General features: G+C 43.2%; 29 protein-coding genes. 8 read left to right on the forward strand and 21 right to left on the reverse strand.

Going from position 1 to position 25070, the window contains the following annotated elements; all coding sequences use genetic code 11:
* Positions 1-52: 52 nt before the first annotated feature.
* The 5 genes from QT711_RS12120 to QT711_RS12140 all read right to left on the reverse strand — a co-directional run bounded on the left by QT711_RS12120 (position 53) and on the right by QT711_RS12140 (position 2541).
* The gene (locus QT711_RS12120; protein ID WP_317944605.1) at positions 53-433 is read right to left on the reverse strand and encodes a DUF423 domain-containing protein; all 381 of its coding nucleotides are present in this window, start codon (positions 431-433) and stop codon (positions 53-55) included.
* A gap of 98 nt (positions 434-531) precedes the next feature.
* On the reverse strand, positions 532-792 hold the full coding sequence (locus QT711_RS12125) for a YwdI family protein (protein ID WP_317944607.1): 261 nt from the start codon (positions 790-792) through the stop codon (positions 532-534).
* Positions 789-965, reverse strand: coding sequence for a uracil-DNA glycosylase (locus QT711_RS12130; RefSeq protein ID WP_317944609.1), 177 nt, complete (start codon positions 963-965; stop codon positions 789-791). Before QT711_RS12130 ends, QT711_RS12125 begins: the two co-directional genes overlap by 4 nt.
* 123 nt (positions 966-1088) lie before the next feature.
* Entirely contained in the window at positions 1089-1775 is a 687-nt protein-coding gene (locus QT711_RS12135; RefSeq protein WP_317944610.1) for a uracil-DNA glycosylase, read from the reverse strand.
* Positions 1765-2541 carry a DUF4230 domain-containing protein gene (locus QT711_RS12140; RefSeq protein WP_317944612.1) on the reverse strand — a complete coding sequence of 259 codons (777 nt, stop codon included), beginning with the start codon at positions 2539-2541 and terminating at the stop codon, positions 1765-1767. Before QT711_RS12140 ends, QT711_RS12135 begins: the two co-directional genes overlap by 11 nt.
* 412 nt (positions 2542-2953) lie before the next feature.
* On the opposite strand from QT711_RS12140, the gene thiD reads away from it, so the two are divergent.
* From thiD to QT711_RS12160, 4 genes are all read left to right on the forward strand, one after another.
* Positions 2954-3787, forward strand: a complete 834-nt coding sequence (thiD, locus tag QT711_RS12145; RefSeq protein ID WP_317944614.1) for a bifunctional hydroxymethylpyrimidine kinase/phosphomethylpyrimidine kinase — start codon at positions 2954-2956, stop codon at positions 3785-3787.
* Between the two features lie 252 nt (positions 3788-4039).
* The gene (locus tag QT711_RS12150; RefSeq protein WP_317944616.1) at positions 4040-4390 is read left to right on the forward strand and encodes a YojF family protein; all 351 of its coding nucleotides are present in this window, start codon (positions 4040-4042) and stop codon (positions 4388-4390) included.
* Between the two features lie 33 nt (positions 4391-4423).
* On the forward strand, positions 4424-5107 hold the full coding sequence (bshB2, locus tag QT711_RS12155; RefSeq protein WP_317944618.1) for a bacillithiol biosynthesis deacetylase BshB2: 684 nt from the start codon (positions 4424-4426) through the stop codon (positions 5105-5107).
* A 170-nt stretch (positions 5108-5277) separates the two neighbouring features.
* On the forward strand, positions 5278-6630 hold the full coding sequence (locus QT711_RS12160; protein ID WP_317944620.1) for a YjiH family protein: 1353 nt from the start codon (positions 5278-5280) through the stop codon (positions 6628-6630).
* Positions 6631-7173: 543 nt separating this feature from the next.
* Here the strand turns inward: QT711_RS12160 and QT711_RS12165 are convergent.
* The 5 genes from QT711_RS12165 to QT711_RS12185 all read right to left on the reverse strand — a co-directional run bounded on the left by QT711_RS12165 (position 7174) and on the right by QT711_RS12185 (position 10102).
* Positions 7174-7416, reverse strand: coding sequence for a hypothetical protein (locus QT711_RS12165; RefSeq protein WP_317944622.1), 243 nt, complete (start codon positions 7414-7416; stop codon positions 7174-7176).
* 40 nt (positions 7417-7456) lie between these two features.
* On the reverse strand, positions 7457-7612 hold the full coding sequence (locus tag QT711_RS12170) for a hypothetical protein (RefSeq protein WP_317944623.1): 156 nt from the start codon (positions 7610-7612) through the stop codon (positions 7457-7459).
* Between the two features lie 100 nt (positions 7613-7712).
* Positions 7713-8162 carry a GNAT family N-acetyltransferase gene (locus QT711_RS12175; protein WP_317944624.1) on the reverse strand — a complete coding sequence of 150 codons (450 nt, stop codon included), beginning with the start codon at positions 8160-8162 and terminating at the stop codon, positions 7713-7715.
* 80 nt (positions 8163-8242) lie between these two features.
* Positions 8243-8950, reverse strand: a complete 708-nt coding sequence (locus QT711_RS12180) for a hypothetical protein (RefSeq protein WP_317944625.1) — start codon at positions 8948-8950, stop codon at positions 8243-8245.
* 207 nt (positions 8951-9157) lie between these two features.
* Positions 9158-10102 (reverse strand): L-threonine 3-dehydrogenase, encoded by a 945-nt coding sequence (locus QT711_RS12185; protein WP_317944626.1) that lies wholly within the window; start codon positions 10100-10102, stop codon positions 9158-9160.
* A gap of 189 nt (positions 10103-10291) precedes the next feature.
* Here QT711_RS12185 and QT711_RS12190 point away from each other — a divergent pair, with 189 nt between their 5' ends.
* Together QT711_RS12190 and QT711_RS12195 are read left to right on the forward strand one after the other, a co-directional pair.
* Positions 10292-10948, forward strand: a complete 657-nt coding sequence (locus QT711_RS12190) for a hypothetical protein (RefSeq protein ID WP_317944628.1) — start codon at positions 10292-10294, stop codon at positions 10946-10948.
* 3 nt (positions 10949-10951) lie between these two features.
* Complete coding sequence (locus tag QT711_RS12195; protein ID WP_317944630.1) at positions 10952-11122, forward strand: hypothetical protein; 171 nt, start codon at positions 10952-10954, stop codon at positions 11120-11122.
* Positions 11123-11175: 53 nt separating this feature from the next.
* Here QT711_RS12195 and QT711_RS12200 read toward each other — a convergent pair whose 3' ends face one another.
* The 10 genes from QT711_RS12200 to QT711_RS12245 form a co-directional block, all read right to left on the reverse strand.
* Positions 11176-11460, reverse strand: coding sequence for a DUF6958 family protein (locus QT711_RS12200; protein WP_317944632.1), 285 nt, complete (start codon positions 11458-11460; stop codon positions 11176-11178).
* 303 nt (positions 11461-11763) lie between these two features.
* Complete coding sequence (locus tag QT711_RS12205; protein ID WP_317944634.1) at positions 11764-12954, reverse strand: glycine C-acetyltransferase; 1191 nt, start codon at positions 12952-12954, stop codon at positions 11764-11766.
* 72 nt (positions 12955-13026) lie between these two features.
* The gene (locus tag QT711_RS12210; protein WP_317944635.1) at positions 13027-14136 is read right to left on the reverse strand and encodes a hypothetical protein; all 1110 of its coding nucleotides are present in this window, start codon (positions 14134-14136) and stop codon (positions 13027-13029) included.
* Positions 14137-14291: 155 nt separating this feature from the next.
* Positions 14292-14558 (reverse strand): hypothetical protein, encoded by a 267-nt coding sequence (locus QT711_RS12215; protein ID WP_317944636.1) that lies wholly within the window; start codon positions 14556-14558, stop codon positions 14292-14294.
* Between the two features lie 344 nt (positions 14559-14902).
* Complete coding sequence (locus QT711_RS12220) at positions 14903-15553, reverse strand: YczE/YyaS/YitT family protein (protein ID WP_317944637.1); 651 nt, start codon at positions 15551-15553, stop codon at positions 14903-14905.
* A gap of 101 nt (positions 15554-15654) precedes the next feature.
* On the reverse strand, positions 15655-16146 hold the full coding sequence (ybaK, locus tag QT711_RS12225; protein WP_317944726.1) for a Cys-tRNA(Pro) deacylase: 492 nt from the start codon (positions 16144-16146) through the stop codon (positions 15655-15657).
* A 152-nt stretch (positions 16147-16298) separates the two neighbouring features.
* Positions 16299-16889: a hypothetical protein gene (locus QT711_RS12230; protein ID WP_317944639.1), complete on the reverse strand. Its 591-nt coding sequence runs from the start codon at positions 16887-16889 to the stop codon at positions 16299-16301.
* A 134-nt stretch (positions 16890-17023) separates the two neighbouring features.
* Positions 17024-19192, reverse strand: coding sequence for a DNA topoisomerase III (locus QT711_RS12235; RefSeq protein ID WP_317944641.1), 2169 nt, complete (start codon positions 19190-19192; stop codon positions 17024-17026).
* A 146-nt stretch (positions 19193-19338) separates the two neighbouring features.
* Positions 19339-19902: an NADPH-dependent FMN reductase gene (locus QT711_RS12240; protein WP_317944642.1), complete on the reverse strand. Its 564-nt coding sequence runs from the start codon at positions 19900-19902 to the stop codon at positions 19339-19341.
* A 73-nt stretch (positions 19903-19975) separates the two neighbouring features.
* On the reverse strand, positions 19976-21910 hold the full coding sequence (locus QT711_RS12245; protein ID WP_317944644.1) for a cation:proton antiporter: 1935 nt from the start codon (positions 21908-21910) through the stop codon (positions 19976-19978).
* A 135-nt stretch (positions 21911-22045) separates the two neighbouring features.
* On the opposite strand from QT711_RS12245, the gene QT711_RS12250 reads away from it, so the two are divergent.
* Both QT711_RS12250 and QT711_RS12255 read left to right on the forward strand, forming a co-directional pair.
* Positions 22046-23101 (forward strand): PseG/SpsG family protein, encoded by a 1056-nt coding sequence (locus QT711_RS12250; protein ID WP_317944646.1) that lies wholly within the window; start codon positions 22046-22048, stop codon positions 23099-23101.
* 24 nt (positions 23102-23125) lie between these two features.
* Positions 23126-23314: an SE1832 family protein gene (locus QT711_RS12255; protein WP_317944648.1), complete on the forward strand. Its 189-nt coding sequence runs from the start codon at positions 23126-23128 to the stop codon at positions 23312-23314.
* 199 nt (positions 23315-23513) lie between these two features.
* Here QT711_RS12255 and QT711_RS12260 read toward each other — a convergent pair whose 3' ends face one another.
* Positions 23514-24965, reverse strand: a complete 1452-nt coding sequence (locus tag QT711_RS12260) for a phospholipase D-like domain-containing protein (protein ID WP_317944650.1) — start codon at positions 24963-24965, stop codon at positions 23514-23516.
* Between the last annotated feature and the right edge of the window lie 105 nt (positions 24966-25070).

The following is a 25070-nucleotide window of genomic DNA, read 5'->3' on the forward strand; positions in this document are numbered from 1 at the left end:
TCCACAAAAAAGAGTTGAAGAATTTAGGCTCTTCAACTCGATCAAACGCTTATTATTTTCCAAATTTAACCGCTGCGATGATTAACATAATCCAGCCAGCAATGAATGCGACGCCGCCGATCGGGGTGATGGCGCCTAAAATTCCGATGCCTGACAGACTAAGGACGTAGAGGCTGCCGGAGAAAATGATCGTACCCGCGAGCAGTAAGTAGCCTGCCCAGCTCAGTTGTGTCGACGGTCCTAGGAGCGCGGAGCTCATGAGGATGCCGACTGCTAGGAGACCGATGGCGTGAAACATTTGGTATTGAACGGCCGTTTCCCAGATGTCGAGGTAATGCGCGGATAGGCGTTCTTTCAGTGCATGTGCGCCAAATGCGCCGAGGGCAACGGCGATGGCCGCGTTAACGGCACCAGCGATAATAAAAAATGGCATATGGTTTCCTTCTTTCTGAATGTGAATAAATGTTTCTATTTCTATGATAGCTCATTTCAACAAGTATTCCCGTTTCATGCTAGGCAAGTTTTCAACAATTAGAAATCGAAAATCGAACCGCCATTTGCGTCTTCTTCAACAAGCGGTTTGCTTTCCAGTGAATGAATTTGTGGTTGTTGGGCAAGCGGTACGGCCTGTTGGACAACTGGTTGCGTTGCTATCGTTTCTTCACCTAGTACGACTTCGCAAAGCGAGCGGATCGCTGCCAAAGCTTCTCGAATTGCTTGTTCATCATTCGTCGTTCGTGCCTGATGAAGTTGGCGTTCCATTTCTGCAAGTATTCGTTTCGTCGCAATCAACGTCGGATGCCCCCTTTTTTCGGTTCATATTTCATACATTCCATGCCGGAAGATCGTCGGACAACGATGGACGGTAGTTCGCGCGTTTTAAATCCATATGCCTTACAACCACGGGGGTGTTTGGGGTCCCATGTGACATAAAAATATTGACAGGTAAAGCAATTTACAGCCATGTCATCAACCTCTTTCCTATCAACTGTATCATGGCCTAACTGCGTACGCAATGACGCGCCCCAATGAGGTTTTCGCTTGTCGAGTCTCTACAGTTCACAAAAACTAAGGGTCATTCATTCCCATCAAATTCCCGCATCTGTCTTACACCACTCAATTGGGCGAACATTCCAAGCTTGTAAAATCGCATTTGTTTTCGAAAATGGACGACTGCCAAAAAACCCTCGGCTTGCACTCAAGGGGCTTGGATGGACCGATTCCACAATAGCGTTGTTCGAGAGGTCTATTAATTTCCTTTTCTCCTGAGCAGGACGCCCCCACAATATAAAAACTACCGGTTCTTCGCGCATGGCTAAGCGACGAATGACTTCATCCGTGAAAGTCTCCCACCCTTGTTTTCGATGAGAATGCGCTTCTCCTTCTCGGACGGTCAGAACGGTATTGAGCATAAGTACACCTTGTTTTGCCCAGCCTGTCAACGTACCGGTCGGAGGAACACCACAACCAATATCCGCCTGCAATTCTTTAAAAATATTACGGAGACTCGGTGGGAATTTGACATCCGGCTTGACGGAAAAACTGAGTCCATGTGCTTGTCCTGGCCCGTGGTACGGATCTTGTCCAAGTATGACGACTTGCACTTTATGGAATGGGGTCAGTTTAAAAGCAGTCCATACGTCTTCCCTAGTTGGATAGACTGTTTCATTTTCATATTCATCCGCAAGGTATTGCTGCAGGTTAGCAAAGTAGGGTTTTGTGAATTCTTCTTGCAATACGTCATCCCAGTCGTTGCCAAACACTTTATTCACCATGCTTCTCAGTCTCCTTGAACTCAATCGTCACGTCATAGCCAGCGAATGAAAACATTTCCTTTAAGGTCTTTTCTGCATTGAACTGCGCGGTTTTTAACACACCTTGTCCTGTCGCTTCTTCCAAAATGAGCGTCTTCGCTTCTGCTGCTAGATCATATGCTTCGTCAATGTCCGCTTTTTCGCGGAACACCCCTTCATACGAATAGATCTCAACGTCTTCAAAATAGATTTCTGCACCGCCTAAAAATTGAGCTGCTGGTAACGTTAGGTTGGCTGTTTTCTTCTCGTCATCGATGACAATATCGTTTTCAGTTACGCCGGATAAATCGACGCCCGCCTTTACGGAGCCTGGTATGACGACAAGTAGTTGCCGTTTTGTTCCAGGTACATTCATGCCGATACTTTGCCCGAACAATTGATTGTCCGACCGCTCGACAATTACTTTTGTAAACGCCTCGGCGGTTGCCATTTCATTTAAATCCTGTATTTGTTCCACGAAGACGCCTTTTTCTTCGGTGAACGTGCTTCCTTGTTTTAATACATAAAATGTGACGAACGGGATCGCGATAACTAGCAGGATAGCCAAGACCGCCATGAGGATAAACGAACGCTTCCATAGCTTGAACGATAGAAAAAGTTTGCCGATGCGCCAGAAACTCTTCCTTCTGCCCATTGCTTCCTCCACTGTGACAGCACTTTCCGATTCTGCCGCTTTCAATTCTTTTAACAGTTTCTCGATTTCTTGTATTTTTTTCTGATCTCCCATACTTTCACTCACCTTCCTTCGACACAATCCGTTACACTTCGAGTCTATTCTACTAAGTTGTACGTTTGGCTTATGAAAAAGTTTCCTGGCAAACTATACATCTGTGACAACTCCTTGCCAAATTGTTTTTTATTGCAAGGTAACCGGTTTAGTTGCGGGAGAATCACTTAGTAATTTATCTGAGGCCTGTGATGAACGGCTTTGAGTTAGAGACGTCCCGGTTTGGATGCGGGACTGGCCAACTTAGGTCACAAAACGGTCTACCACGGGCACTGGAGCTCTACTTCGAACGCACCGCACAGCTGCTTTACGTTAGCATCACTATTTTCAATTCCCGTTAATTGTATTTTACGTTTTTCTTCCTTACTATGAAAGGAAAGATTTTAATCCAACACGAAGGGGAATCACAACAATGACGATGAAAAAGACGTTGACGATTGCAGGTTCAGATACATCGGGAGGAGCTGGCATTCAGGCCGACCTGAAGACATTCCAAGAGCATGGCACGTATGGCATGACCGCTTTGACAGTCGTCGTGACGATGGATCCCGACAATCATTGGAATCACGGAGTCTACTCCCTTCCAATTGACGTGTTGCAAGCACAACTAAAAACGGCACTTTCGACAGGCATTGACGCCATTAAAACAGGCATGTTGAGCACGGAAGAAGTCATTCGGACGGCAGGCGAAGCAATTACGGCATCAGGACTTGATCATGTCGTCATTGATCCGGTGATGGTCTGTAAAGGAGATGACGAAGTGTTGAACCCTGGTACGGTCGATGCCATGGTGGAATACTTACTTCCTCATGCAGAGATTGTCACGCCAAACCTGTTTGAAGCAGGCCAATTGGCGAGCATGAAAACCCCGACAACGATTGAACAGATGAAATCAGTTGCCAAAAAAATTCATTCATTAGGAGCACGCAATGTTGTCATAAAAGGCGGGAAACAATTGGATCACGACAAAGCCGCCGATCTGTTTTATGACGGCGAGACATTCACCTTATTGGAAGCAGAAAAAACAGCGACGCCGTATAACCATGGAGCCGGATGTACGTTTGCAGCAGCGATTACCGCGAACCTTGCGAATGGACTTGCCGTCAAGGAAGCGGTCATTGAAGCAAAGCGTTTCGTCTCTGCAGCGATCGCTAACGGCTGGCAGCTGAATGCGTATGTTGGCCCTGTCATGCACGGTGCGAAAAATCGATTCGGTGCATCAGACATTACGACAACAACGATCTAATCGTCTGGATTGGCTAGGTGCCCTTAAGTAACGCGGGCATCTAGTTTTTTTAGGCGATTCACTCCGAAACTGCACTGGCCGTTTCATCGGCACCAGCATTTATACCATGTATATCCCACTACCGCTCGCCACCTTTCTGCTATGTCCACCCTCTTGATGATGAAGACTCCCCCTTCAAGCACGTCAATCGCATTCAATCATCGTTTTCTATATACTTAAACCATTGATAGTTTGCACGAAGGAGGATTCTGCATGGAAAAAGTTCAACCCGCGCATTTACAGGAATTGCTTAATTCCTATGCGAATAAAGATGTGTACATCCATCTTGAAACGACGAACGGCGCTTACGCAACGCATTTCAAAGAAGGTTTTTTTAATGCTGGTGCCTTTATCCGGAACGTTGTTGTGAAATATGAGCTCGGAAAAGTGGCTGGTGATTCGCCACATCGCATCGGCTTGAAATTGCCTTCCGGTTGGATTTATGCGCAAGGCATCACGCATTACACAGTCGACGAGCACGACCGTCTCCTCATGGCAGGCTTGGATCCCGACGGAAAATTGGCAGTCGCTCTTGAAATTAGTGAAACACCGTTTACATATTAAGTTGTAGCAATGGTAAGCTAAGGAGGCTTTTCGATGATAAAAAAAGAACGACACGTACTCGTCATTTTCCCACATCCAGACGATGAAGCTTTCGGCGTATCGGGTACCATTTCCACCTACATCGAGATGGGCGTGCCGGTTACTTACGCATGCTTGACACTAGGGGAAATGGGGAGAAATTTGGGCAATCCCCCATTCGCAAACCGCGAAACATTGCCACAAGTTCGTAAACAGGAACTGCAAAACGCAGCCGCTGCAATGGGCCTTACCGATTTACGGATGATGGGTTTGCGTGATAAGACACTTGAATTTGAAGACGACGAAAAGATGATTAAACTCATTACAGACTTAATTGAAGACACAAATCCATCGCTCGTCATTTCATTTTATCCAGGATTGGCCGTCCATCCGGATCATGATGCTACAGCGCGCGCAGTCGTCCGTGCAATTCGTCGGATGCCTGAAGACGAGCGGCCAACGTTGTATACGATCGCCTTTGCACACAATACGGTCGACGTCATTGGACAACCGGATATCGTTCATCACATAGAAGGTGCTGCACAAAAGAAACTTGCGACGTTGAATGCGCACGCTTCCCAAACCGTCTGGATGATGCGCGATATGGAAAAGCGTTTAGCTGAAAAGGATCCTGAAGCGATGAAATGGCTACACTACGAACGCTTCTATACGTATCAGTGGGATCGCGATTTTGAATGAACCCAAACAAAGCCCTGTCTGCATTGTTGACAGGGCTTTGTTTTATTCTTTAAAAATGAATACAGAAAACTACAACATTGTGATACGATATTTACATTAGGTCTTCATGCAGTTAAAATGTATAATTATACAAGAAAATTGATAGTTTATTCACAAAGGGGAGAAACAGCGTGAAAAAGCATAGCACATCGACATGGCTTTACTTTTTAGTACCATCAATACTCGGCATTATCTTGTTCATGATTCCTCTAAAATTCGGAGACGAATGGAAAGTGCCAATCGCAAAATTTGCAGCGATTCTTTCCGGTTGGGTAGAACCTGCAATGCCAATGGCTGCAATGATTTTGATTAGTATCGCGGCAATCGGTTCTTTAGTATTTCTATTCGTCCCGCGGTCCAGTTCAAAACCGTCGCTCATGGAATCCTTATTCAAAGTGACACCATTTTGGGCCATCACACGTCTTGTCGGGGCAATTTTCGCCATCATGGTAACGTTCCAAGTCGGACCGGAAGCCATCTGGAATGAAAACACAGGCGGCTTGCTACTGGCACCAGATGGTCTTGTATCATTCTTATTCACGATTTTCTTATTTGCCGGCTTGCTTTTACCACTTCTATTAAACTTCGGTTTACTAGAGTTTTTCGGCACAATGATGGTGAAAATAATGCGTCCATTGTTCAATTTGCCAGGCCGCTCTTCCATCGATGCACTCGCTTCATGGATTGGCGATGGAACAATCGGGGTTTTATTGACAAGCAAACAATATGAAGAAGGTCACTACACGCAACGTGAAGCAGCGATTATCGCTACGACGTTTTCAGTCGTTTCGATTACGTTCTCACTCGTTATTATCGATACAGTTGGCATGTCGCAATATTTCCTACCGTTCTATGCAACTGTTATTTTAACCGGTATCATCTTGGCATTAATCATGCCACGGATTTATCCGTTGCGCGGTAAAAAGACCGAGTATATCGACGGTCGAAAGTTTACAGGTTCAGACGAAAAGTTACCTGCAGGGTACAACGTTTTCAGCCACGGGTTGGAGTATGCGCTAGACACAGCTTCAAAAAATCGTTCCATCGGCAAAATCTTCACAGACGGCATGAAAAACGTGCTCGATATGTGGATCGGTGTTGCGCCAGTCGTTATGGCGTTCGGTACAATCGCCCTTGTTCTAGCTGAATATACAAGCGTGTTCACCATTTTAGGAAAGCCGTTCGAACCGATTTTAGCTGTACTCGGTATTCCAGAAGCTGCAGAAGCTGCACAAACAATGGTCGTCGGATTTGCAGATATGTTCTTACCTGTAATCCTCGCAGACGGTGTCATCACGTCCCCGATTACGTTGTTTACAATCGCTACGATTTCGGTCGTACAACTCATTTACATGTCTGAAGTCGGTGGCTTGATCCTCGGAACAAAAATACCACTGAACATTTTAGACCTGATCATCATTTTCTTATTACGTACGCTCATCGCCCTACCAATCGTAGCCGGCGTGGCACATCTGTTATTTTAATTTGTAATTTCAAAACCACCGTATCTGTTTGAGATATGGTGGTTTTTTGTTTGGGTTGAGGGTGTTTGTGGTGCGTCAAAGGTCCCGAAATGGCGATAACTTTGTGAATTCGATCGATAACTTTGTGAACTTGATCGATAAGTCGGCGGATTCAATCGAATAAATTGTGAACTTGATCGATAAGTTAGTTTATCCGATCGATAGCCTCCTTGTCTCAATTGAAAAGCTACTACTTTGCGAAGTTTGCATTTCAATAAATGCAAAAAAGGAACTGAACGGCAAACCGCTCAATCCCTTTCTCCCTCTATTACATAACCTTATTTACTTATCTTGCAACTTTTTGTATATAGCGATTTGCATACCTATAATAATTCCAATAGGTACGGTTAAACTGAAAATAGCACCCGTTAGATTTGAGGAAATATTTAAAATAATAAAAAGCACAGCGCTGATAAAGATACCCAATAATAGATACGGAATAATTTTCATAAGCTCTCTCCAAATCGTTAATTACGAACTTTCTTTCGCAACAAGAGTCGCTAATTATTGAACTTCATTACTTCTAAACTTCACTCGATAACCAATCATGAGAATTAAGAAAAGCACCGGTACCAATCCTAAATAAGATAACGGCGGACTCACGCTGGCTAAGTACAACGATATCGGCAGACTCGCAATTAAACACACGAACATGGCTGACCAAGAACGATTAATGACCGCGTAGAATAAAGAAATGAATAGTAGAATGATTGAGAATGACATGATGATCCTTAGTAATAAACCCACATTACATACCCCCATTCAATTCATTGAAAAAGCATTTAACTCACTTATTCGTACCAATCCGATTAATTACAAAAATGATGGCGAGAAGAATCAACAAACATACTAAGAGATACAACGTGAACTCTTTAGAGATGAGGAAAAAGGCAAGAACAGGAATGATACAAACAAAAATGATTCCATAAATAACATACTTCAAAAATACATCTCCTATGCTTTGTTACTAAAATTAGTAGTTATGATCAATATATTACATTGTAATAAAACTAATTAAATTTATCTACAAGTACACATTTTATTTATTCTGCAAATTCCACTTGCCAATAAATATAGTTGTCCGTTGAAGAGGTTCTGCTCATCCCGATCTTTTCAAGTACTCTCATTGACGCTGCATTTTCCGTCGCACATTCTGCAATGATTTTAGTCACTTGATTGGAAGCAAAAGCCCAATTCTTAATAGCATTTACCGCCTCCGTTGCAAAACCTTGATTTTGAAAATCCGACTGTATGCCATATCCTATTTCTACAGTTTGATGGTTTGGTTTCCCCTTGAAGCCAACATCCCCAATCACGATGTCGCTCTCACTGTGAATGACAAACCACACACCCCAACCTTTAGCATGACAATCAGTTTTCAACTCTTCTAAATGCATCTCGACATGCGGCCCCATTTTATACGTATCTGCTAAATCCTTATAGCTTTCTTCCGTACAAGGAATTATTAACAATCGATCAGTCTTAATGTACATTTTCGTTCCTCCAAATTACGACTCATTAGTTGTGGCAGAACAGATTCCTAACTTCCGTAAAGCGATTACTAAAACAGAATTTAGTTTCCATTCATGAATAATTGAATCTCATCAGACAAGATAGATGTGTCCCAAGGATACCAATAATAGGTGTTTCCGTCGAACTGCATGGTAAATTTATAAGCAATTGGATCTTCCGTATAGAAAACCATTTCGTAAAAAAGAGGATCCCCTTTTTCACTATTCGGCTGGAAGTTAGGATTTTCTTCACTCTCCACTAGTAGTTGAAGGAAGGTATTGACGTCTTCGCTCTTAGTCAATTTAGCAATTAATGTATCCTTCTCTGCCGGGACACTTTGATAAATCTCAATTAACTTAACCTTTTCAATGGGCATATCTTTAAAATGCCACTGATAGTCAAGGTCATCTCTTGAAAAGTATACTTGGTATCCATTTATGGCATGAGCATCCTTTACTGCGATTAAATGCGGTTGATCCTTGACTTGAAAAATCTCAGTTCCCTTTTCATGAAATGCAGCATCGCCATCTTTGATTTTATAGTTTGCATTTGTTACGTTATCTGCCACTCTAAAGTTAACCGTTCCAATTTTTTCTCCAATATCGTGTTCGTCTGCTAAAACCCCAGAATAAATTCCATTGTATTCTATTCCTTGGAGTTTAATAAAATCCACCCATTCAATTATACTTTCACCACCAAAAGCAGATGGCTGGCAACCCGTTAGTACGAATAAAATTACACCGAAGAAGAACATCCTCCGTTTCTTCATGAAATCCGCCTCCTTATTCAGTAGACGGAGATTTAAGACATTTCGTTACAATAAAATTGAAAACTGCTAACCTCCAACTAAAAAATACTCGATCATCGACTACTCTCCGTAAGAGGACAGCTTTTTATTACTTAAATCGTTTATTTCATCAAACAACGACAAAAAACCGTCAATCCCAAGTCGAATCAACGGTTTTCCTATATACGCTTATCGTTGTAACTTCACCTTTAACTTTTCAAGCATGTCAGCGGTCATTGCGTCCAAATCATATTGTGCTTTAAAGCCCCACTCCGCCACAGCTGCTGAAGGATCGATGCTGTCCGGCCAACTGTCAGCGATTGCTTGACGAGCAGGATCGACATTATACGATAGTGTAAAGTCCGGAATATGCTTTTGAATGGACGCTGCAATTTGGCTCGGTTCAAAGCTCATTGCCGTTACGTTAAATGCATTGCGGTGCACCAATTTCGCTGGGTCGGCTTCCATTAAGTCAACGATTGCTTGCAGTGCATCCGGCATATACATCATATCCATGTATGTACCTGCTGCAATGAAGGACTCGTACTTCCCTTCTTCGATCGCTTTGTAGTAAATATCTACCGCATAGTCTGTCGTTCCGCCACCTGGTTGTGCGACATACGAGATGAGTCCAGGGAAGCGCACACCTCTTGTATCGATGCCGAAACGGCTGAAATAGTAGTCACATAATAGCTCACCTGATACTTTATTGACACCATACATGGTCGTCGGACGTTGCAACGTATCTTGCGACGTATTCACTTTCGGTGTAGACGGCCCAAATGCACCGATTGAACTTGGCGTGAAAAATTGCATGTTTAATTCACGAGCAACTTCCAGTGCATTAAGAAGTCCTCCCATATTCAAATTCCATGCAAACATAGGATTTTTTTCTGCTGTTGCCGATAACAAAGCAGCCATGTGCATAATCGTATCTGCACCAAAATCCTTTGCCAAATCATGCATTTTCTTACCGTCTGTCACATCTAGCACTTCAAATGGACCCGCAATCGGATGTTCAGGTTTACGAATATCTGTCGACAAAACATTATTTTCGCCATATTCATTTTGTAGTTTACCAATTAATTCGGAACCAATCTGGCCAAGTGCACCCGTAACAATTATTTTCTTCAACACATACTCCTCCTAAAGATCAAATGTATTTATGGAAAGGACACAAATTATTCTAAGTAGTAAAAACTCTTTATTATCAATACATTACGATTATATTATGTTCTTTTCTGAAAAACAACTACCTGTTTCAGTTAGAAATCTTTTCCTCTCATTTTTCTGTTATACTAAAGAAAAACATTGAGGTGCATCATGTTTAGTAAATACGTTAATTACATAATTGTTATTGTCATCAGCGTCCTGCTCGCTTTGTCTTTATACATGGCGGGGTTACAGCCATGGCTCGTTTTTACAATCATCATGATTTTCACGTTCGTCTTAACGATGGGTTACCCATTCTATATCATATACAAATCCCGCAATTTGAAACTGATTAACCGGTATTTGACAAACCATCGCAGTAAACCGATTTTTGGATATGCTTATGCACTCGCTCATGGAACGGACGAGGAAGTTATTACTTCTTTACAGCGTGTGCTAAAAGCCTATGCAAATGCAGAAGTGCAACAAGTGTACAAAGCAAATTTATATTTCCACCAGAAAGAGTGGAGAAATCTCGTGGAGTTTTCAAAAACAATGGAAGACCCTGCTTATCGGAATTATTATAGCGGAATCGGGTATACTATGAATAACAATCTGGAAAGAGCTTCTGAATGTTTGGCCAAGCTTGGTACCCCGTGGATGGTACATTCATTGAAAGGGATCATTGCAGCAAAGCAAAAGAAGAGAGAGGTTTTTGAGAAAGAGATGGCGATGGCGACAAAACAAGCTGTCGGCATGCAAAGGCATGTTTTGCACTATACGTTGAAGAGAGTAGCTGAGAGGACATTTTCAACGAAGGAGGTGTGAGAAATGGACTTTGTGGAAGAGACATTTGTCGAATTAAAAGATGGCACCCGTTGCCTCATTGTCGCGGTTCGACCGAATGAACAGACGCAATATGACCTCGAACTTCCTAACGGTGAACTCACAACAGTCTTTCATGATGAAGTGGCAAGAGAAGTTCACATTCCAACTAAATAAACCACTTTGTAAACACAAAGCAAGCCCATCAATCAACGAAGGGCTTGCTTTTATCATTTAGCGAATCGAACAAATAATTGACCGTTCAACAGTGGACACTCCAACTGTCCACGCGCTTCCAAATCTATAACAATCGCTTCCATATACCACTGATTATTGCCGTCAAAAGGAGTTAATCGTTTCAACGTTCTTGTTGAAAGCTCTTCAAATGAAATAACACCGGCTTCTCTTATAATCATCAACATCGTCTTTTTAATCTTTTCATATCTATATTTAACAATCGACGCACCCGCTCTGCCGTTCGACTGCAATAACTGAATGCTCTCATTATATCGCATACTATCATCCTTCTTCGCATGATTTCTTCTCATCTATTACCCTTTTTACTAAAAAGTAATCATCCTGTAACGTTAAATAGTAAAAAAAGACTAGTTTTGTTACAAAGCCAATCGACCAATTGACGATAATGGCGAAAATTGAGAGCCTCTTATTCCGAGTCTAGTCGCTTTATGCGCGAAACTTCCGTCCCCTTCTCTTCAGATGTCTTTAATCATGTAAAGAACATCTATAGCACCTGCATCATTCAATAAAAAAACTACCGTACCAGCACAAAAGCCGATACGATAGTTGCTAAAATATTTTTATGAAATGACGCCTAACTCTTTCCCTACTTTTTCATATATCGCAAGTGCGTCATCGAGCATTTCCTTCGTGTGTGCTGCAGTCGGCATATTCCGAACGCGGCCTGTGCCTTTTGGAACTGTCGGGAAGACGATAGATTTTGCGTAAACGCCTTCTTCGATTAAGCGTGTAGAGAATTGCTGTGTCAACTTCTCTTCGCCAATAATGCATGGTGTAATTGGTGTTTCGGAAACACCGATGTCAAAGCCAAGGTTTTTCAACCCTTCCTTCAAATAACGGCCGTTTTCCCATAACTTATCGTGCAGTTCCGTAGATGCCATGATTTTATCTAATGCGCCCATAATCGCTGCAACATCGCCTGCCGGTAAAGCCGTTGAGAATAAAAACGGACGTGAGCGGACTTTCAACCAGTCGATTAAGTTTTGTGTACCTGCTACATAACCGCCGACAACACCAATCGCTTTTGATAACGTACCGATTTGGAAGTCGATTTCTTTTTCTAGACCGAAATGCTTCACAGTCCCTTTTCCTAGACCGGTAACGCCTGAACCATGCGCGTCATCCACATACGTGATCAAATCGAACTCTTTCGCGATTTCCACGATTTCCGGCAACTTCGCAATATCGCCATCCATCGAGAACACGCCGTCTGTAATGTACATGAGCTTACCGTATTGACCGGATTCTTTCGCTTCTTTCGCCTTCGCTCTTAAATCGTCCATATCTTGGTGTTTCACACGGATGATTTTTGCACCAGATAGACGACAGCCGTCGATAATGGATGCGTGGTTCAATTCATCTGAAAGAATCGCATCTTGTTTTGTCATGACCGCTGAAATCGCAGCCATATTACAATTGAAACCGGATTGGTATGAAATCGCTGCTTCCGTTCCTTTGAACTCCGCGAGTTTCTTTTCGAGTTCGATATGAATGTCGAGTGTACCGTTAATCGTACGGACGGCTCCAGCACCTACACCGTATTTTTCAGTTGCTGCAATCGCAAGTTTTTTCAAATCTTCGTCAGTCGCCAGACCTAAATAGTTATTGGAGGATAGATTAATTAAATCTTTTCCTTTGATTTTAATAAAAGGACCATTTGGACCTTCCACGGGATCAATAACATTGTACAATCCTTGGTCACGCAATTCTTGTAAATTTTGTTGTAAATACGTATCGAGAACTTTGGACAAATTGATCTTCCTTTCAATCAGGTGATGCCCCCATTTTAGCATATGGAAGCAAAACGCGCTGAAAGAACCGTTTCACTCATGAATGCATGCCCAAAACTGCTTCGCTTTCTCTTCGAATCGTTTCCGATCAATCGCCTTATCCATAACGTCACGGAGCTTGCTTTCAGACTGCGCAAATGCGTGCATATACCCGATACCGTCCATTATTTTTTCCTTGTAACGCCCTTCAATCTCTTGCACAGCCTCTTCCGCTTCTGCATTTTCAGCAACGAGCGAAACAAGGTCTAAAATTTCATCGCCTGGTCGTTCAGGGTCATATTCATGTGGCAGAGTTGCATCGAACAGACAAACCGAAAGTTCCGGAAACAACAACAGATCGACACTATTCGGATCTAATCCACACCAACCATACTGAACGTCAATTCCACGTTGTTCCGCTTCTTTCCCTAGCGTTTTCAACATCGTCGATTTCCCCGTACCCGATAAACCTTTCATAAGAATACGCCTTTTCACTCGGCTCGTAATGGACGGCAAATAATCACGCGATCCGCCCGGCGCAAGTGAGCCTGCGATACGATGGGCCACTGTCGATTTCTTGTGCAACTTCATCGTACCGAACAATTCCACTTTTAAGGATTCAAGCAATTCATCATGTTCTTTCCACATGACCCTCGGAATATTTAACGCTTCTTTTTCCTCATGAATGTGAATGGCATTTGTCATTGCTTGCAGCAGCTTCGTTCGTTGAAGATCCGATTCCTCTGCAATCTTTTTCAAGTCGGTTGTTTGAGCTTGTAGTTTGTTCTCATCGAACGTATCGTAAAAGCTGATGACACGATGACGTCCGCCGAACTCCGTCGGTTCCAAAGCGACTGGATGGGATGATTGGAGAATGAATAACCCGAATGCACTGATGAAAATGGCGTCAATTCGATCGACATCTACCGGGTTATGAAAACGGTCCACGTCAAATCCTCGTTTAATAAAATACGTTGTCGCTTCATTCAATAAATCAGACACTGTATTTGTAGGTGGTGCTTTTAACAACAACGTCTGCTCGGCGGTGGCAATCAATGTGTCGTATTTATGCGCAATCCCCCGTCCTGTATAGGCTGTCCCCATGTATTCGGTAATTGTTCCGTATATGATAACCATCCTTTCCCTTCGATTGACTTCTTGCATACATCTACCATATGCCTAACGGATAAAAAAAAGCACGGCTTGTCTTACATAAATTAAATCTTGGATAACAAATTAAAGACTTTTAAATTGACTAAAAGTACAACAGCAAAAAAACGCACAGCTCAATTCGTCTGTGCGTTTTACTCAACATAATTTCAAGTTTTTTTAAAGTACTCTCTACCCAAAATGATTAATCCAACGAGTGCTAAAACCCAACCTATAATAAGAGGCAATCCTAAAAACAACGAATCTACCCGATCCTCACCATACATCTCTCCGCCTATAATGGTAAACCAAAACTTTGACCTACCAGACCACCACGAAGTCGAATCAGGCACATAGATCGCACCTGCGATAATCACGGTTGCAGCCAGGAATAAACCACCCATCATGACGAATCCACCAATTACTACATTCTTCAAATGTCCCTCACTCCAGTGTTGCCAGAATATCCATTGACTACTAACAATAATAACCTACCAATCTTGTTGATGAACTAACGATTAAATTTCTTTCATCTGTTATATTTTACCACAACGGAGTTGCTTACTATCACTAAAAATGCAATTCAATCAAATGATTTTATTTAACTTCAGATTAATCCTTGCTCCAAATTAGAACGCATTAATGGCATTTCACTATCCATTCATTTTGCGAGCTTCTACTGCACATCTCGAGTACTCGGACAACAAAAAGGGACACAGTCCATATAGGAAGTGTGTCCCGTGCTAGGTTTCTTAGCGTACTCACTCAGCACCAAATCTACTTATGCCTTCTCCATCTTCTTAATAAACAATACACTTTCATCTTCTTGAATAATATTCAGCAATAATCTTCTGCATTGCGGAAGCGAATAATGGACAATTTGACCAATTAACAACGCAATGATGACCGTACCGACGCCAACCGGGCCACCTAATAACCAACCCGCAATGGCAACCGTCACTTCAATCATAGTGCGCACTTTCTTCACGCCGATTCCTAACTTATCGACAAGAATGAGCATTAAACTATCACGCGGCCCTGCTCCAACGTTCGGCGCAACGTAAATGCCAATTCCGTATGCGAGCACAAGCACACCACACGTAAAGATGCTCACTTGCCCCGTCATGGACGAAAAATCCGGTAATAACCAGTTGAACAAATCAATGAACAACCCGATTAACACCATATTCAACCATGTCCCGACTTGCGGCCATTGTTTCAACACAGCCGCGGTCACAAGAATAATGAGGAACCCCGTAATGATCCCCCACGTACCGATCGACAAACCAAAATTTTGATACAACCCGACATGCAACACATCCCACGGACCGATCCCGAGCCGTTGCCCTTTTATCGTCATCGAAATCCCTAGCGACATGACCATCATGCCGACGAGGAAGAAAATCCACCGCCACATAAAAATCTTTCTCATATGCATTCTTCTTTCTACTACTTATAATCTTACATCAGCGCAACTCTAAATAGCCTATTCTACCATTGTATCATGGAGTTTTAGCACAATACATGCCTAAATTACCCTTTTGTGAGATCGCAAAATGTAGCTCCTACTACACGGGCAAGATCCTGCGGCGACACTTTCATTTGCAAACCGGGCTTGCCAGCACTTACAACAATTGCTTCAAAATTCATAGACGTCGTATCTAACACCGTCGGATACTGCTTTTTCATCCCAACTGCGGAACATCCCCCACGTACATACCCGGTTTCCTTTGTTAAATCCTTTAACGGCAACATCTCAAGTTTTTTCACACCTGCCGCTTTCGCTGCCTTTTTTAAGTCCAATTCCTCATCGACCGGGATCAGAAATACGAATAATTCTTTCAAACTCGCACGTGAAACTAACGTTTTGTACACAAGTTCACTAGACGTCCCCGTTTTCTCCGCGACCGAAACCCCATCAACCAATCCATCATCAACTGCATATTCCATTAACACATACGGCACTTTTTCATTGTCCAAAATACGGACAGCATTTGTCTTCACGTTTTTCTTCTGTTTCCCCATATGCACACGCCCCTTCCACGAACTTCCGATACCATTTACTTTACCAGTTCCTGCTACATTGTACGTGACAGATGCTCTCGGCGTCCGAATTCTATACAAAAAAGCAGCAAGATTCCCTAGGGAGGTGGGATCTTACTACTTTTTCATCTACATTATGCGCTTCTTGAAAAACTTGGCCATGCAGTCATAAACCGATTTTGCTTCGCTTCCATTTGGATGGCGTATGCGGAGATTGCTTTCGCAAAACGCTTTTGTTCAAGAAGCAATTCCCGTTCTAGATCGGTAGGGAGATCCATGGATGCCACTTTGAACGTTTCCGCTTTTGCTCGATTTGCTTCTGCAACTTGTTGGGATTGTTCCCTCTTTTGCAACGCAAGTCGTGCTTCCGTATCCATGATTTTGGCTGAAGCCGTCGCTGCTAACTGATAATCTGCCGTTGTCGGATCTGTCGAAGCAATCGCTTCCCTTCTAACATCCCGCCACACGTCTATCGTTTCTTCCAACGTCTTGCCAACTGGAATCGCAACCTGCTTCACTTGCCCAGCACCAAGCTTTGTAAAATCCCGACGATCCAAATGCTCCGCTTTTCCTGTCAGCAGTGCTTCCAAGTCCGCCACTGTTTTTTGGTGCCGCCCGTTGTACTCGGCTTGGCGGTCATACGCTCGTTCTGCATGTCTGCGTTTCGTCGCGTCGTACCGTTGCACTTGATCCGCGGCCGATGCAAATAGCATACTGGCATTCATGCTCTCTCACCTCCTAAAGGATTCGCTTATTGATAAGTATATCCATTTTTCAGTTACAACTGTATCCTGTAAAAGAGCTAAAATCGAAGCGTAAAGTAGGTAATCATGACTGTCAATGGCAGCAAATGCCGCATTTATTCCTTCTCAAATAGTTTTTTCAGCGCATCCGCCATCGCATTATTCGTCGGTTCTTCCTGCTTTTTCATGAACTTCTGTACATCACGTTTGTCCGCTTTCTTACCGCCGGATTGGTTTCTCCGCTTTTCAAAAGCCGACAATTTTTCACGGTGTCCACATTTGCAGACGAAAATACGTCCGTCTCCTTCTCCACGCAACTCCAGTTTCTTTTTACAATTCGGGCAACGTGCATTCGTCAACTGAGAAACATTCCGTCTGTGTCCGCATTCTCGATCTTGACAGACAAGCATTTTACCTCGTTTTCCATTCACTTCTAGTAAAGGTTTGCCGCAATCAGGGCACATCTTCCCTGTCACATTATCATGACGGAATTTCTTCTCATCCGTTTTGATTTCATGGACTGTTTTCTTTGAAAATGCAATCATCTCTTTCATGAAGACCGCTTTTTTCATTTTCCCATTCGCAATTTTCGTTAAGCTTTGTTCCCATTCAGCTGTTAAAGCAGGGGATTTCAAGTCTTCTGGAACAAGTTCCAACAACTGTCTTCCTTTAGAAGTCGTATAAATATCGTTTCCTTTTTTCTCAATGACAAACGAACTGAACAACTTCTCAATTATGTCCGCTCGTGTCGCAACGGTTCCGAGGCCACCTGTTTCACCAAGGGTTTTAATCAAGTCTTTGGATTCTCCTGCCATAAATTGCGCAGGGTTTTCCATCGCTGCAAGCAACGTTCCTTCATTGAAACGGGCTGGTGGTTTCGTTTGGCCATCCGTCATGACCACAGCACGGATTTTCATTTCCTCCCCTACTTTGAAAGCTGGCAAGCGATCCGTTTCTTCTTCCTCGTCATCTGTGGAGTAAACCGTCTTCCATCCTTCATCCGTCACCGTTCTTCCTTTGGCTTTGAACGTCTCTCCGCCAACTTCCAGCTCAACCGTCACTTGGTCGTAACGGAACGGGCCGAAAAATACGGCAAGGAAACGTTTCACAATTAAATCGTACAACCGCTGTTCCTTGTCGGATAAGTTTTGAAGTACCGGCGTTTCCTCCGTCGGAATGATGGCGTGGTGATCCGATACACGCTTGTCGTCAATGACGCCTTTTTGCGGCTTCACACTGTTCGAACGCAGCAACACATTGACCGCTTTCCGATACGCGCCAACATCCACCGCTTTAATACGCTCTTTTAACGTTCCTGCCATATCGGTCGTCAAATGTTTGGAGTCTGTTCGAGGATATGTCACCGCTTTATGCCGTTCATACAAACCTTGTAATGTCGATAATGTTTCTTTTGCCGACCAAGACCATCTGCGGTGAGCTTCTTTTTGCAATTCCGTCAAGTCGAATAAAGGCGGTGCAGGCTGTTGCTTCGGCGTCGTCTTTACGTCCTTTACCTTTCCGACATGCACTCCATCCAATTGACTCAATAACTTTACAACTAGTTCTTTATTGAAAGATTGTGTCTGTCCTGTACTTTCTGCCCATGTGAACTTCGTCGTTTCCGTTAATGCTTGCATGCCATAATAAGACTTCGGTTTGAACTCTCGGATTTGTCTTTCACGTTCCGCAATCATGCTTAACGTCGGGGTTTGTACACGTCCTGTCGATAACTGTGCATTATATTTCACCGTTAACGCACGCGTCGCATTAATGCCGACGACCCAATCCGCTTCTGCTCGAGCGACTGCTGCTTCATACAAGTTTTCATACGCACGACCATCTTTTAAATTGTTGAAGCCGTCTTTAATCGCTTTATCGGTTACGGATGAAATCCAAAGACGTTTCACCGGCTTTCGATTTTTAGCCATTTCTAAAATCCATCGTGCGACTAATTCGCCTTCACGCCCGGCATCCGTTGCGATGATGACATTTGACACGTCATTGCGGCGTAATTGTGCTTTCACTGCATTAAATTGCTTTGTCGTCTGGCGAATCGGTGTTAATTTGAACGGTTCCGGTATGATCGGCAACAATTCCAATTTCCACTCTTTATATTCATTGCCGTACCCTTCAGGATCTGCATGCGTGACGAGATGCCCGAGTGCCCACGTTACAATATAGTTAGAACCTTCCAGAAATCCATTTCCTTTTTTATTACACCCGAGCACCCTTGCAATGTCGCGGGCGACTGAGGGTTTTTCGGCTAATACAACTGATTTGGACATAAAAAAATCCCCTTTCTACATACGTCAATTATACGGGAGTTCGGTCATTGTTGCATGCTAGATGACCAACTCCTCTACTTGCTTTACTACGTTTAATAGAAAAAACCTGCCGTTTCCTGTTGAAAGGTCGGCAGGTCTCCTATTGCTTATTTTTCATCCAACATGTCGTTGGCTAAGCCTTTACTCATTTCCGTATACTTTTCAAACACCCTTACCAATTCGCGTAAACGGTTGTGTACATCTTCATCGATAATCCGATTGTCTTGATCGAAATGACCGGCATGTGTGTATACGTAATTCGGCGTCACGAGGCAGCGGAAGTAATCTAAAATGGGCTTCAACTGATTTTCGACGACTAGGTGATGCTGATACGTTCCACCATTTGCAACAATGGACACTGGTTTGTAGCGCATCGCATGTGGGTGTAGCATATCAAAAGCGTTTTTTAATACGCCTGGAATGGATCCTTGGAAGATCGGCGTAGCAATGATATATCCATCCGCTTCTTCAAATTTCTTTATGAGTCGTTGCATATCTGCATTATATTGCGCTGACGGACGTCCATCTACGAATTGATGCTCATAATCCGCAAAATTCATCCGCTCAACTTCTATTGCACTGCCACTTTCTTTCACATACGTTTCGACCGTATCGAGCACTGCGCCCGTTTTGTTGCCGATAATGGTCCCGTCCACAAACAAAACTTTCAATGGTCATCCTCCTCAAAGCTGTTTCTCCATTTCCAATCGTACCATAACACTATGAGCAATACTGTTACAGCGCTCATTTGGCTTGGATCGTTGAAATTGGAGCAGCTCCAGGAATTTCAGGTTTGGATTGGGTCGGTTCCTCGGTGAACAGTTCTTCTAGTTTTTCATAAGGAACTTCACGATCTCCGTTTTCACCTTCCAAACGTTCTTTCACGCGTTCAATCGTTTTCGCCGGAGACGTCAATGCGACAATCGCATCGCCTGCGGACGCTTGCAATTCCACTTTCGGTGTAAAGAACTCAATCGAACCGTCCGCTCGTAAAATGTATAACAAAATCGCTTTGTCATCACGTTCACGCAAATACTGTGTATAACTATATTGCTTCGTCAATAACGTTTTTCGAATGACATGCCCCGTATGCATCCGTTCTTCCAAATCATAAATGGATATCGCAGGACTAAATAATGCCTGCCCGCCTGTAATCGTAAAGAATTCCTCGTCCTTACTTACTTGGAAGGCTGTTTGGAATAAATGATCACGCCCAAGATCCGGAGCAAAATCTGCACATACATGCGCGTTATATACATCCGTCTTTGTCATCGCCAACATGTATCGGTATGGCGTCAAGTCAATGTGGTATTCAATCTGTTCTGATAAAATATCGCCAACATAACTATTGATGCCACTCTTTCTTGCATCCGCCAATGCCGCCCACGACTGATCGATGAGCAGCACTTCATTACCCGTATCCTTAATGGACTGTGCAAGCTTTGCTGCAAATCGGCTTCCCCCGACAATTGCCACACCTGATTCATCCGTCGTTGTCAAATTCAGTTTTTTAGCAACAAATCCAATGGAAAAACCGTGAAGGACAACGGTCGATAACACTAATGCAAAGGTCAGAGCCGTGAGAAGTTCTGCATCCTCATAACCGTTTTCTAATAGAATCGTTGCAAAATAGCCTGAAACCGTCAAGGCGACAATTCCTCTTGGCGCAATCCAACCAATCAACAATTTCTCACGTGTCGTCAAATCCGTGCCAATCGTCGAAAGCCATATCGACAACGGCCGTACAATAAAAATCATTGCGGCAACATAAATGAGGATGGAAGGGTTGAAAACTTCTATTAACACTTTTGGATTCAGAGAAGCCGTCAACATGACAAAAATGCCTGATATGAGTAGGACTGAAATATTTTCTTTGAAATGACGCACGTCGTTTAGAGTCGTCAAACGCATATTCGCCATTTTCATCCCCATGGCAGTAACGGCTAATAACCCGGTTTCATGCATGATTTCATCTGAGAAAACAAAGGTGAACAATACTACAACAAACAGAATCGGCGCTTTTAAATATTCCGGAATGCTCCCACGCTCAAATGCATTTCCGATAACCAACGCGACAATCCATCCAAGAAAGACGGCAAAAGCGGAAGCTGCAAAAAACAGCATCAACGCGTTAAACGTCACTTCACTATTAATGAACTTAATAAATTCGAAAGCAAATACTGCTAGCAACGCACCAAATGGGTCGACGACAATCCCTTCCCACTTTAAGATCGCTGCCACACGCGGCTTCAACTTCGCCTGTCTCAACAACGGCAAAATAACTGTCGGTCCAGTAACGATGAACAATCCACCGATAATGAACGCCACTTCCCAAGACAGACCTGCTAAATAATGGGCCGCCAAAGAGCCTGCAATCCACGCAATGAACGCTCCGATGGTGACAATTCGTCCAACCGGTTTGCTGAACCCTCTAATTTCACGGACATCCAAGTTTAAACTACCTTCAAAAAGAATGATCGCAACCGCGAATGTAATAATCGGACCAAACAAATCCCCCATACTTTGTTGTGGATTAATCCAACCGAAAATCGGTCCGACAATTAGCCCAGCTACCGCCATGACAACGATGGCCGGCATCCGGTATTTCCATGCAACCCATTGGGAAAGCATCCCTATAAGAATGACAAACATGAGATCGAACAATAAAGAATCAAACATGGAAATACCCCATTTCCCTCTAGATTAGATGTTAGTTTACCACATTTCCATTCCCTTTCCACGCATTTGGACATAACTTGTTTGAACGAATCATAGGGTTAAGAGAAGCTTCATTGATTCATAGGAATAGAAAGGGTGATTCCAATCGAAAATTCAAAAAAGAAAGTGGTCGCATTTCATATTACGTGGACGGATGGAAAAGGTTCGTACCCTGCGAGAAGGGCAGCTGTACTTGCCGAATCGATCTCTCAACAAGCAGATGTGTTATTCATTGTCGGAGAAAATTCCCCTGCCCCACCCGAAGAATGTAAAGCCATTCAAATTGGCAAAAATACGAATCTGTTACAAACGTTGCACCTCCTCAAACCAGACTTACTCATCCGTGATACAGGTTCAACAGTCGCAGAGGAAGTTGAAAAAATACGGGAAATCGTCCCTTCCATTTTACACTTCGACGACTTTGGAGATGGTGGTTTACAAGCCGATTTCGTTTTACAAACGTTATTGGAAGATGCGAATGATGGCTATGCCGATCATTACATCGTAGATCGCCAACTGTTCATAGCGGATCCCGCAATCCGAACTTATGAAAAGGCCGGATTGACCAAGCCAAAGCCCGGCCCGCTCCCTCACCTCGTCATTTCATTCGGCGAGGAAGACGAAGTCAACTTGTCTTACCGTGCACTGCGCCATGTTTCACAACTTCATATCCCGCTAAAAGTGACACTTGTGATTGGAGAGCGTTATGCACACGACATTAGTACGCTCAAGATGATGGCACTCGGAAGAAGAAATACGTTTGTCCAACAGGCACCTTATCATCTACCGGATATCTTTTCAACCGCTGACATCATATTATGTGGCTCCGGTTATACACCTTACGAAATCGCAGTTATGGGCATCCCTTGCATCGTCCTTTCCCAAAATGATTTTGAGCTAGGACTCGCATTTCCGAAAGAGCATCATGGCTTTTCTCACTTAGGACTCGGTCGAAAAGTGAAACAATCCAATTTGCTAAACGCAATTATGGAGCCTTTATTGCACGAATCCTTGCGGAAACGTTCAATTGATCGACAGCTTGCACTCAATTTAGGGAATGGCAAAGACAAAGTGTTGGAAACCATTCTCTATTTACTTGAATACCCGAAACGCGGTGCGAGCGGAAAAGCACTGACGGATATGCTACACTGAAGGAAAACAGTGGAGGTTTTCCTCATGAATAAAAGACAACTGGAAGCAGCAATTGCAGAACTGAAAATGGAGTATACGAACCTTCAAGGGGATATTGAAAAATTGGAATCTACCGGAAACGCGGACTCCGTCCATAAAGCTGAAGCCCGCCTTGCCACGATGGAAGAACGACTCGCAGAACTGAACAAACAGCTTGCCACTGTAGCAGAATAACGGTATTCTCATGCTTACGTAGAATGAAATAGAGAGGCCGACTAAACGTAACCGGATTTTTGATGAATTGAGTACATGCAAAAATTAATTCGTCCAAGTAATCGGTATCTCGTATTCCAACATAAACGAAAGCGTGAAGCAACGGACATTTACCCGAGCTTCACGCTTTTAATTCGTTAAAGTTTCCCCTGCAAAATACTCAATATGTCGTCAGTTTTAACATTTCCTGCAACTGATAAATGCCACGTTGTAAAAATGTAAATTCACTTTGATATTCTTCCAGATCTAACGTATATAGCGCGTCTTCATTTTTCCATAACCGGTCAAAGTATTGCTCAATGTCATTTACAAGTTCACTGTCATTCGGTGCAATGATCCGCAAATTTGCTTCTAAGTTGTAATTGTTCAACGTCCTTCCAGTCAAATTGGCAGATCCATTTGTAATATACGTATCCTGCGCTGTCCGTACGGTTACAAGTTTCGTATGGTATTGACCAATAACGGTATTGTACCAACGCACGTCAATTTTCCCGTCCGTTTCGTCCATCATTTTCTGCACAACGGGACGATTTGGAAGTCCGGATTTTTCATTGCCAAATGAGTTTTCATTCGGATCTAAAATCATTTCAACTTTCACGCCTCTGTTCGCTGCATCCTCAACTGCCTCAACGACTTCCGGCATGGCAATGAAAAACATACCCATTCGAATTGTATCTCCTTCTTGCGCTGTCGCAATGTCTCCTACTAATGCTTGAAGAATCTTCTTTTCCGTCAAATATTGAACTGCATATTCCCCGTCAGCTGGCGCTTTCACGTCAACACGCGGCAAGGATCCGCCATTTGTATATTTCACAACCGCCTCTTCTGCTTCAAGAATGTCATTAATAACTGGACCGGACACCTTCATCGCTACATTTCCATGGAAACCGCTTGCGTTATGCGGGTTACTCGACGTGACCAATGCTTCCTTGTCCGTCACAATTGTTTTCCGGTGATTCGCTTTCACATTCATTAACACCATGTAAGAATGCAACGTCATTTTAGGCGCTTCACTCGCCATCGCGTTATCAATCCATCCTTTTGTCTCAAAATCGACCCATTTAAAAATCGTTCGATACAAACCGGAATAGATTGGTGTGGAATCCCGCAATGGATCCAACTCCGTATAGACGACTTCGATTCCTGCATCTTCTAATGCATCAAACCATTTTGACTCATATGATCCATATCCCGTGTTTAACGGATCAGTAATATAAATGATTTCCATGTCAGGATGGGCTTCCTTCTTTTCCACCAATTTCGCCGTTAACGTCTGAGCAATTTTAGGAAAGTCAACATCTTCATCCGAATAATGATCCATTAGAAAAAAGTCTAACACGATGAATGACTCCGCCTCTTCAATCATCTTATAAATTTCGTCGAAAATCGTCAGCTCATGCACCATGCCGTCACCTTCTTTGTTTTGAGCAAACGTCAGGTCCGTAAACATCTCCACATCATCTGTCCAGTGGATATCACCCTGATAGTTAAGCCCTTTCGGCAACGGCTTATATGTATGCCAACTGATGACGCCGACATAGACGAATAAAAACAACAAAACACCCATTAACACAAACCACTTCGGCCGTACCCACTTCCGTCTCTTCTTCATATTCATCAACCTCGTTTTCTACTCCACTCATACCCAACAATCAGGAGTTAGCAAACTAGCAATATAAAGAAAGTACAACCCAAATTAGTCAAAAGCATTGCTGCG

The sequence above is a fragment of the Sporosarcina saromensis genome, from assembly GCF_033253735.1.
GTDB lineage: Bacteria > Bacillota > Bacilli > Bacillales_A > Planococcaceae > Sporosarcina > Sporosarcina saromensis.